This is a genomic window from Pseudonocardia sp. EV170527-09, from assembly GCF_008369905.1.
Classification (GTDB): Bacteria; Actinomycetota; Actinomycetes; order Mycobacteriales; family Pseudonocardiaceae; genus Pseudonocardia.
This window is the reverse complement of record NZ_VRMC01000137.1, coordinates 1-8,691: the sequence shown is the minus strand read 5'-3', so window position 1 is coordinate 8,691 and position 8,691 is coordinate 1. Positions and strand designations below refer to the sequence as shown.

The 8,691-nt window shown below is 71.1% G+C and carries 9 protein-coding genes and 1 tRNA gene; 6 read left to right on the top strand and 4 right to left on the bottom strand.

Going from position 1 to position 8,691, the window contains the following annotated elements; translation table 11 throughout:
* Window positions 1–114: 114 nt before the first annotated feature.
* From ppk2 to FVA95_RS31075, 4 genes are all read left to right on the top strand, one after another.
* Entirely contained in the window at window positions 115–921 is an 807-nt protein-coding gene (gene ppk2, locus FVA95_RS26465) for a polyphosphate kinase 2 (RefSeq protein ID WP_149666548.1), read from the top strand.
* Window positions 922–1,116: 195 nt separating this feature from the next.
* Window positions 1,117–2,211, top strand: coding sequence for an SDR family oxidoreductase (locus FVA95_RS26460; RefSeq protein ID WP_149666547.1), 1,095 nt, complete (start codon window positions 1,117–1,119; stop codon window positions 2,209–2,211).
* 25 nt (window positions 2,212–2,236) lie between these two features.
* Window positions 2,237–2,785, top strand: coding sequence for a TetR/AcrR family transcriptional regulator (locus tag FVA95_RS26455; RefSeq protein ID WP_149666546.1), 549 nt, complete (start codon window positions 2,237–2,239; stop codon window positions 2,783–2,785).
* 109 nt (window positions 2,786–2,894) lie between these two features.
* Entirely contained in the window at window positions 2,895–3,041 is a 147-nt protein-coding gene (locus tag FVA95_RS31075; protein ID WP_161992463.1) for a hypothetical protein, read from the top strand.
* Between the two features lie 57 nt (window positions 3,042–3,098).
* On the opposite strand, the gene FVA95_RS26450 is transcribed toward FVA95_RS31075, so the two are convergent.
* A complete protein-coding gene (locus FVA95_RS26450) occupies window positions 3,099–4,262 on the bottom strand; it encodes a YbfB/YjiJ family MFS transporter (RefSeq protein WP_149666545.1) in 1,164 nt (387 codons plus the stop codon).
* Between the two features lie 115 nt (window positions 4,263–4,377).
* On the opposite strand from FVA95_RS26450, the gene FVA95_RS26445 reads away from it, so the two are divergent.
* Window positions 4,378–4,944 (top strand): TetR/AcrR family transcriptional regulator, encoded by a 567-nt coding sequence (locus FVA95_RS26445; RefSeq protein ID WP_149666544.1) that lies wholly within the window; start codon window positions 4,378–4,380, stop codon window positions 4,942–4,944.
* Window positions 4,945–4,948: 4 nt separating this feature from the next.
* Here FVA95_RS26445 and FVA95_RS26440 read toward each other — a convergent pair whose 3' ends face one another.
* Window positions 4,949–6,277, bottom strand: coding sequence for an MFS transporter (locus FVA95_RS26440; RefSeq protein WP_149666543.1), 1,329 nt, complete (start codon window positions 6,275–6,277; stop codon window positions 4,949–4,951).
* 382 nt (window positions 6,278–6,659) lie between these two features.
* Between FVA95_RS26440 and FVA95_RS26435 the strand changes: the two genes are divergently transcribed.
* Window positions 6,660–6,735: transfer RNA gene (locus tag FVA95_RS26435), tRNA-Arg, on the top strand.
* A gap of 128 nt (window positions 6,736–6,863) precedes the next feature.
* Here FVA95_RS26435 and FVA95_RS26430 read toward each other — a convergent pair.
* A complete protein-coding gene (locus FVA95_RS26430) occupies window positions 6,864–8,240 on the bottom strand; it encodes a tyrosine-type recombinase/integrase (RefSeq protein ID WP_149666542.1) in 1,377 nt (458 codons plus the stop codon).
* Window positions 8,240–8,431 (bottom strand): AlpA family transcriptional regulator, encoded by a 192-nt coding sequence (locus FVA95_RS26425; protein WP_149666541.1) that lies wholly within the window; start codon window positions 8,429–8,431, stop codon window positions 8,240–8,242. The genes FVA95_RS26430 and FVA95_RS26425 overlap by 1 nt, the downstream gene beginning before the upstream one ends.
* Window positions 8,432–8,691 lie beyond the last annotated feature (260 nt).

Sequence of the window (8,691 nt, the reverse complement as noted above, 5' to 3'; positions counted from 1 at the left end):
GTGACCCACAACCGGAGGCCTTCGTCTGTCAGCCAGACTCACCGCCCCCGGACGGGACAACCTCCCTGGACATCACAGCTAGGGACGGGTGCACCGATCTGGTTGGGTGTCCCGATGGCGACCAGGAAACTGCCGCGCAAGATCTACGACGCCGAGCTCCTCCGCCTGCAGGGCGAGCTGCTGCAGATGCAGGAGTGGGTCCGGGCCTCGGGCGCACGGGTCGTCGTGGTCTTCGAGGGGCGCGACGCCGCCGGCAAGGGCGGTGCGATCCAGCGCGTCACCCAGTACCTCAACCCGCGGTTCGCGCGGATCGTCGCGCTGCCCGCTCCGACCGAGCGCCAGAAGGGACAGTGGTACTTCCAGCGCTACGTCGAGCAGCTGCCCGCGGCCGGCGAGATCGTGCTGATGGACCGGTCCTGGTACAACCGCGCCGGCGTCGAGCGGGTGATGGGGTTCTGCACCGAGACCGAGTACCGCCGCTTCCTGCGCCAGGCGCCGGTGTTCGAGAACATGCTCGTCGAGGACGGCATCCACCTGCGCAAGTACTGGTTCTCGGTCAGCGCCGACGAGCAGGCGCGGCGGTTCACCGAGCGCCTGGGGAACCCGCTCAAGCAGTGGAAGCTCTCGCCGATGGACCTCGAGTCGATGACCCGGTGGGACGACTACTCCCGCGCCCGCGACGACATGCTGATCCACACCGACACCGACCACGCACCGTGGTGGATCGTCGAGGCCGAGGAGAAGCGCAACGCGCGGATCAACATGATCCACCACCTGCTGGGCTCGATCCCCTGGGAGCCGGTGGAGCGACGGGTGCTGACCCTGCCGGACCGGGTGCCGTCGACGAGCTACGAGCGTCCGCCGCGCGAGGTGCAGCGCGACGTGCCCGACCACGCCGCGTCGCTGATCCGGGCCGACTGATCCCGGACGGCCGATTCCGGACGGCCGATCCTGGTCGGCTGATGTCGGTCGGCTGATGTCGGTCGGCAGATGTCGGTCGGCAGATGTCGGTCGGCAGATGTCGGTCACAGTCACCCGGTTGGTACGGGCGGTACCGGATACCGTCCCGCGGAGCGACGGCGCGGCACGGAGGCCGCGCGGAAGGGCGGTGCCGAGATGAGTGTCGTGCTGTTCACCGGGTTCCCCGGTTTCCTCGGGTCGGCCCTGCTGCCGCGGACACTGCGCCGCGCGCCGGACTCGCGCGCGGTCGCCCTGGTGCAGGCCAAGTTCCTGGACCAGGCCCGCACGACCCTGGCGCGGATCGAGCGCGAGGCGCCGGAGATCGCCGGGCGCACCGACCTCGTCGTCGGGGACATCACCGTCGACGGGCTGGGACTGGAGCAGGCCGAACGGGAGCGACTGCTCGGCGGGCCGCTGGAGATCTTCCACCTGGCCGCGGTCTACGACCTCTCGGTGCCGGCGGACATCGCGTGGTCGGTGAACGTCGAGGGCACCCGGCACGTCGTGCGGTTCGCCGAGGCCGCGTCGGAGCTGGTCCGGCTGCAGTACGTGTCGACCTGCTACGTCTCGGGCCGCTACGACGGCATCTTCTCCGAGACCGATCTGGAGCTCGGCCAGCGCTTCGCCAACCACTACGACCACACCAAGCACGAGGCCGAGCGCGTCGTGGTCAAGGCCCGCGACGCCGGCCTGCCGGTGTCGATCTACCGGCCGTCGGTCGTCGTCGGGGACTCGGTCACCGGGGCGACGCAGAAGTTCGACGGCCCGTACTACCTGCTGCAGCTGATGGCCCGGCAGGGCCGGACGGCGTTCGTGCCGCTCCCCCGGGCGGCGGCGCGGACCCGGTTCAACCTGGTGCCCTCGGACTACGTCGTCGACGGGATCGCCGCGCTGGCCGGGCACGGTCCGGCGGTGAACCGGACGTTCGCGCTGGCGCAGCCGGCCCCGCCGACGGTGACCGAGATGTGTGAGGTGTTCGCCGACCGGCTCGGCAAGCAGCTGCGCGTGGTGCCGATGCCGGTCGGACTCGCCGCGTTCTCCATCGACCACGTGCCCGGCGTCGGGCGGCTGTTCAAGGTCCCCTCCAGCACGCTGGAGTACCTGACCCACCCGTCGCACTACGACACCGACGCGACCACAGCGATGCTGGGCCCGCTGGGCGTGCACTGCCCGCCCTTCGAGGAGCACGTCGACGCGATGGTCCGCTTCTTCCGGGCGAATCCGCAGGTCGGAACGGCTGCGATGGTCTGACGCACGGAGGTCTACCGTCTCCGGCGTGGCCATCGAGCGGAACGACGTGCTCCTCGCGGCCGCGACCGTGCTCGTGCAGAACCCGGCCGCGTCGATGTCGGAGATCGCGACCGGCGCCGGCATCAGCCGGGCGACCCTGCACCGGCTCGTCGACGGCCGGGAGGCGCTCCTCGAGGAGCTCAGCGAGATGGGCGTGGAGCGCGGGATCGCCGCGATCCGGGAGGCCCGGACCGACGAGGGCGACCCGATCGAGGCGGTGCGCCGGGTCATCGTCGGCCTGCTGCCCTCGGTGGACCTGTGGGTGCTCGCCGAGCGCATCCAGTCCAGCGACGAGGTCCTGGCCCGCTACGCCGAGATGGACACCCTGCTCGTCGAGCTGTTCCAGCGCGGCCAACGGAGCGGGGTCTTCTGCGTGACCCTGTCCGCGACGTGGATGACCGAGGCGCTCTACGCCCTGCTGACCCGGTCGGTGCTCGCCGCCCACGACGGCAGGCTCGCCCGGCAGGAGATCGTCGGGGTCACCGAGCGGACCCTGCTGGCCGGGGTCGTGGAGACCGCTGCTCCGAGAGGATGAGGCGTGACACACGATCGTAACTCTTGATACATCGGAGTCTCACTGGCTACTCTCGTGGTGCGAATCGGACAGAGCAGCTTCCGAGTCGACCACTACGAGGAGGTAGCCGATGACCACCCACGAGACCCCGACGCCGTCCTGGCCCGAGACCCTGCGGGACGCCGCCCAGCGCACCGGGAACGTGCTCCGCGAGATCTGGGTGGGCATCGACACCTGGAACGCCGTCACGCACGGCCGCACCCCGACCCGTCGCTGATCCCGGCCCTGACCCCGTCCCCCGGTGCGGCACGGCCGCACCGGGGGACGTCGTCGTTCAGGCCCGGTACGCGTCCGGCGGCGCCAGCCGCGGGTGCAGCTGTGCCCAGGCCAGCAGGCCCAGCGCGGCGGCGACGGCGAGCGTCCCGGCTGTCCCGATCCGGCTGACCAGGGCCCCGGCCAGCGGCGAGCCCACCGTCTGACCGACCCCCAGGGCGAGGCACGCCCAGGTCACCGCGCGCGCGGGAGCTCCCGGGACGATGTGGGCGGCCCACAGGATGCACAGCCCGGTCAGCCCGATGTAGCCCGCGCCGAACAGGCCCGCCGAGACGATCGCGCCGAGCAGGCCCGGCTCCGGCAGGGCGAGCAGGGCGATCCCGGCCGAGAACAGGGTCCAGACGACGAGCCCGACCGCCCGCAGCCCGTGCCGCTGCGCCGCCCGTCCCACCGCGCCGCCGAGCACGCCGACCACACCGATCGCACACCACGCGACGGTTCCGAGGACCGGCCCGGCCCCGAGCTCGTCGAGCCGCGCGGTCGAGAAGGTCCAGTACGGCGCACTGACCACCCCCAGCAACCCGGCGACGGCCAGCAGTGGGAGCGCCCGGCCGCGTCCCCGCTCCGTGTGCGCCGCCTCGGGGACCCCCCGCGGCAGCAGCCATGCGGCGGCAGCCGTGACGACGACCGCGACCAGGCCGAACCCGAGCCAGACGGCCCGCCAGTCCCCCGGCAGCAGCGGCGTGAACGCGGTCAGCGCGAGCCCCGCTCCGGTACCGGTGTTCGCCCAGGACTGCGCCCGGGTGCGCGCGGCGACACCGACCGTCTCGACGACGAGCTGCGCCACCCCCGGCGTGGCGAGGCCGGCCCCGGCTCCCGCCACCACGATCGCGACACCGAACACCACCACTCCCGGGGCGAGGGCCATGAGCAGCAGCCCCACCGTCGCGGAGACGGCGGCCGCGACCGTGGCACCGCGCGCCGACCGCGCCGACAGCGCCGGAGCGGCGAGCAGCCCGAGGACGTAGCCGGCCGTGGAGAGCCCGCCGAGCACGCCGACCGCGGCCGGAGTCAGGCCGAACGTCTCGGTGAAGCGGGGCACGAACAGCCCGTAGGCGTAGCGGGCGACGCCGTAGCAGAGCGCGATCACCCCCGCGCCGAGCAGCGCGGTCGTCCACCAGGGCCGGTCGGTCGTGGGTCCGGGGCGTTCGCAGGTCGCCGTCATGCCGCTAGTGAACAGACCTGTCTGTTCGTTTGCAACTCGAACCGCCCGCTGTCACGGTCGCCGCTGGTAGGGTTCGTGACCAGAACAGACCGTTCGGTTGGCCGAGGAGGGCCGCATGGCACGCACACGGCGTGGCGACGCCGGAGCCAAGGTGCTCGACGCCGCGTCCCGGCTCTTCTACCGGGACGGCATCAACGCGGTCGGGGTGGACACCGTCGCCGCCGAGGCGGGCGTCACCAAGACGGCGCTGTACACGAACTTCGGCTCGAAGGACCGGCTCGTCGTCGCCTACCTGCGGGACCGCGACCGCCGGTGGCAGTCCGACATCGACCGGATCACCGCCGACCACGCGTCGCCGCGGGACCGGATCCTGGCCGTCTTCGACGCCTACGAGACCTGGCAGTCCCGGGAGGACTTCCGCGGCTGCGCGTTCCTCAACGCGGCCTCGGAGCTGCCCCGGCTCGACCACCCGGCCCGCGAGGTCGTCCGGCACCACAAGACCGCGCTGCGCAGCTACCTGCAGGCCCAGGTCGAGCGGCTGGGCACGGCCGATCCGGCCGCGCTCGCCGGGACCCTGATGATCCTCCTGGAGGGCGCGGTCGCGACGGCGGTGGTCGAGCGCGGACCGGGTTCGATCCGCGCGGCCCGGGAGGTCGCCGACGGTCTGCTCCCGCCGGCCTGAACGGTCATACCGGGACCGGTCCGTGCGGGTGCTGGTCGTCGACGACGAGCCGGTGCGCGTGCGTCCAGCCGTGCACCGACCGGCGCGCGGTGACGACATGGGCGTGATCGGCGTCGTGGTCGTGACGGTGCCGGACGAGATCGGCGCCGGCCGTCGGCCAGACCGTCACCGCCACCCCGAGCGCGACGACGGCGATCGCGGCGAGAACCGACCAGGTCACCGCCCAGCCGGCAGTGACCGCCAGCCAGCCGGTGAGCGGGTAGGTGACCAGCCAGCAGGCGTGCGAGAGCGAGAACTGCGCGCTGAACAGGGCGGGCCGCTGACCGGGACCCGCCGAGGTGCGCAGCAGACGACCGGTGTTGACCATGATCCACCCCGGGCCGAAGCCGATCAGCGCCCACGCGAGCGTCGCGGTCGTCCACGACGGCGCCGCCGCCAGCAGCAGGGTCGCCCCGGCCGCCAGGCAGGAGATCGCCGCGCCGGCCAGCATCACCGTCCGGACCGGCAGCCGTCGAGCGAGCCACGGGGAGGTCAGCGCCGCCGCGGCAGTCCCCGCGCCGGACACAGCGAGCAGCAGCCCGACGTCGGCCTCGGTGCCCCCGAGCAGGTCGCGGACGACGTTCACCGTCGTCACCAGTGACACCACCCCCACCGCGGCGACGACGACGTTCAGCGCCAGCAGCCCCCGCAGCTGCGGGATCGCCCGGAACAGCCGGACCCCGAGCAGCAGCCGGGTAGCGAAATCGCCCTGGGCACGGCCCGCTACCGGCGGGACGACCGTCGACGCCACGAGGACGGCGGAGAGGACGAACCCGGCGCAGGTGCCGACGAACAGCGTCGAGTAGCTCGTCACCACGACCGCCGCTGCGGCCAGCAACGGACTCAGCACCGTCTCCGCGCTGCTCGCGAGCTGTGCGGCCGACAGTGCTCCGGCGTAGTCCTGCTCGTCGGGAACGACGTCGGGGATGACCGACTGGAACACCGGCGTGAACGTCGCCGAGGCGACCTGCAGCACCCCGACCAGGACGAACACCTGCCAGATCTCGCTCACCCAGGGCAGGACGAGCACGACCGCAGCGCGGACGACGTCCGCACCGACCATCAGCATCCGCCGCGGGGCCCGGTCGGCGACCGCGCCGACCACCGGCCCCACGACGACGTAGGCCGCCATCTTGATCGTCAGCGCCGAGCCCAGGACGAGAGCGGCCCGCTCGCCGGCGAGGTCGTAGGCGAGGAGCCCGAGCGCGACCGTCGTGAGCCCGGTCCCGACCAGCGCGACGACCTGGGCGGTGAACAACCGGCGGAACCGTGTGTTCCGGAACAGCGATCGCACTGGCCCTCCCCCGTCGACTGCGGGGACCCTAGAACGATTTCCCCATCGCCCCCACGGAGCAGTTGCCGGTGCGGCGCATCAGCCGGACAACGTGATCTGCGACTTTCCGGCGACAGCGGCTCGTCGCATCAACTGTGTACGAACCCGCTGGTCAGAGCCCCGCGCGCCGACGCACGAGCTGCGAGAGAATCGCTGTCGCCGCACGCTCGCAGGAGCCTGCCGATGTCGTAGTGGTCGATATCACGAATGGGCGCCGCCGCAATTCTGCACCCTCCGGAGGAAACCGGATCCCCTCTCCGGCTCGGCGTCCCCGTCCGGGCGCTGTCCGGGGCGATGACGGCGGCGAGGTGGAGCCCGGGGCTTCCGGGTAACCTGCACTCGCGCCCTCGTAGCTCAGGGGATAGAGCACCGCTCTCCTAAAGCGGGTGCCGCAGGTTCGAATCCTGCCGGGGGCACCACCAGAAACAGCCCCTCACCAGGCAAAACCTGGCGAGGGGCTGATCTTGTTGTGTCCGGCTGTGCCCAGCCGTGAGCGGACTTGAGCGAGCATCTGTTCCCAGGACGTTCCCAAGCGCGGCCGGGCGCCCTACAGCGGGGGGGTACGTCCGAGCGCGGCCATCACGCGGCGACGTGCCTGGGTGTCCTGCCCCTCGACGCACTTGGCGTAGACCTTCAGCAACACCTCGACCGAGTGCCCGGCCCACTCAGCCACCTGTGTCGCCGGGACACCTGCGTTGAGCCACGTCGAGACGCACGCGTGCCGCAGTGAGTACGGCGTGGCCGCGAGCGGCGACGCCGCCACCTCAGGAGTGAAGGCGATCGAGCGGGCGGCCTGCCATGCACGGATGTACGTGATCTTGGGCAGCTCCACGACCCGCCCGCCGGGGAACAGCCGACCATCCTCGCCCAGCCCGAACGCGTCCACATGCTGTTTCAGCAGCTCTGTCAGCTCGGGAGGGGCTGGAACAGCGCGGTGCTCTCCACGAGCGCGCCCTTTGAGCTGACGCCGGTCTCGCTGCTCTCCGTCGTTGGTCCACTCGGCACCAGCGTGTGGGGTCGCCTCGTCAAGATGGATTTCACCCCAGCCACCCCCCGCAGGCAGTGAGAGGTTGCCCGCGCGGACATTTACGGCTTCCTCAGGGCGCAATGCGGCGAAGTACATAAGTGCGAAGAACGCGACCAGGCGCGGACCGCTGCGCCGAGTTTGCCGGACCGCCGCAAGCAGAGTCCGCGCTTGCACAGGATTTACTACAGTTCGCCGATCGACTGCGCCTGACGGTTTCGGAGCCTTCCACTTCAATCCCACCAGTGGATTCGCCGGAAGGTGTCCCAGCTCGACCGCGTACTCGGCGGCGTTGTAGAGCACCCGTCGTCGCTGGTTAGCTACCGTCGCCGCAGCAGGCTTCCCATCGAGCCTGGTACTGATCGAGTTCAGCACCGACCGGAGCACGCCCGGATCGGCCAGCGATGCGACGGAACGACTGTGGCGACGTGCCCACGCCAGCGCCTCCCGAACGTCTCCTGGTTGGTTCGGCCCATCGCGCCGCGCCGAGTTGAATGCCCACCGATGCAGCGCGCGCCGCAGCACGACCGGATCAGGACGCCCGTTCACCTCGTCGAGCATGGCCACGGTCGCGGCCGTAAGCGCCTCCGACATGCCGCGCCGGTACGTCGCCGCAGCGCCCGGCCACTTCATATCCATGTAGCTGCACGCGAAATCCAGCCAGTTGACGGCCTGCGTCGGCCGGGCCGCAGACACGGGCAGCCCCGTCGTGACGTCGAACGCCTCACCGCGACGAGCTGCGCTGAGAAGTTCAGCACGGAAACTGTCCGCAAGGGCAGCAGTCTTGAACCGCTTCTTCCACCGCTTGTTCGCAACCTTCCACATGACGGTGTACGCCGTGGTGGTCTTGCCCTTGTAGATATCGGTCTTCCAGATTCGGACGTCATAGGTGGTGTCCATCAGGCGGCCACCTCTTCCAGGCTGTCGAGCCAGTTCTCGAAGTCGACACGGCGGATGCGGATTTCCCCGTTGGGGAGCTTGATGCAGCGGGGTGCGCGTCCTTTGGCGCGCCAGTCGTAGAACGTGGATCGGGAGATGCCGAGTTCGGTGCAGAGGTCGGTGACGGTGAGGCGGGCGGTGGGCCGGGTCATGGGGTCTCCATCCGGGCGGAGTGACAGCCGGGTTCAGGTGTCACTCGGGGTGTCACAGCGATCGGTGCAGGTCAGGGCAGGTGGAGTGACGCAGTGACAGTCGCGCCGCCCATGTGGTGGGCCCCGGGTGTCACCGCACCGCGGGCACGGTGTCACTGGCATTCCTCCAGGTCAGCGACCCCTGAGTGACGAAGTGACAGCAGTGACAGCGGCTCCCGGGCGCGGTTGTCACCGCTGTCACCGCTGTCACCGGCGGCTGA